Source organism: Streptomyces vulcanius (genome assembly GCF_042653945.1).
Taxonomy (GTDB): domain Bacteria; phylum Actinomycetota; class Actinomycetes; order Streptomycetales; family Streptomycetaceae; genus Streptomyces; species Streptomyces mangrovi.
This window is the reverse complement of record NZ_JBHSFK010000139.1, coordinates 1-616: the sequence shown is the minus strand read 5'-3', so window position 1 is coordinate 616 and position 616 is coordinate 1. Positions and strand designations below refer to the sequence as shown.

Below are 616 nucleotides of genomic sequence, written 5' to 3'. Positions count from 1 at the left end.
TGGCCGGGCGCGAGCACGACTGGGCGAAGCTGCGCCCCAGGGCACAGGCGGTGCTGCGGCTCCTCGCGGTACGCGCGGGGCAGGCGGTCCACCGTGACCATCTGGTGGTCGCGTTCTGGGACGGAGTGACGACACCGTCCACGCTGCACAACCTCCAGGTGACGGTCTCCAGTCTGCGTTCCTTCCTGGAACCGGAACGTCCCAGGGGCGGTTCGCGGCTCATCGCGCGGCAGGGCGATTCCTACCGGCTGGTGCTGGCGCCCGGTGATGTGAGCGACGTCGCGGCCTTCGAGCGTGCGGTGCGCGACGGCCGACGAGCCCGGGCGCAGCAGCGGCTGGAGGAGGCGGCGGACGCGTTCCGTATCGCTCTGGACCACTACGCGGGTGAGCTGCTGCCCGAGGACGGGCAGGCCGAGTGGGTGGCCGCCGACCGGGAACGACTGCGCCGGGAAGCAGCCAACTCGGCCGTGGCGCTGGCCGAGATACGTCTCGCCCAGAGCCGGCCGGTGGAGGCGGTGGAGGCGGCCGAACACTGCCTCGAGGTCGACGGGCACCGCGACGCCGCGTGGCGGGTCCTGATCCGGGCGTGCGACGCCGCAGGGCTCGCGGCCGACAG

The 616-nt window shown here is 73.4% G+C and carries 1 protein-coding gene; it reads left to right on the top strand.

Annotated features, from left to right (window positions below; translation table 11 throughout):
* A partial coding sequence (locus tag ACFPIH_RS56385) for an AfsR/SARP family transcriptional regulator (protein ID WP_385879468.1) occupies nucleotides 1–616 on the top strand: 616 nt, incomplete at both ends.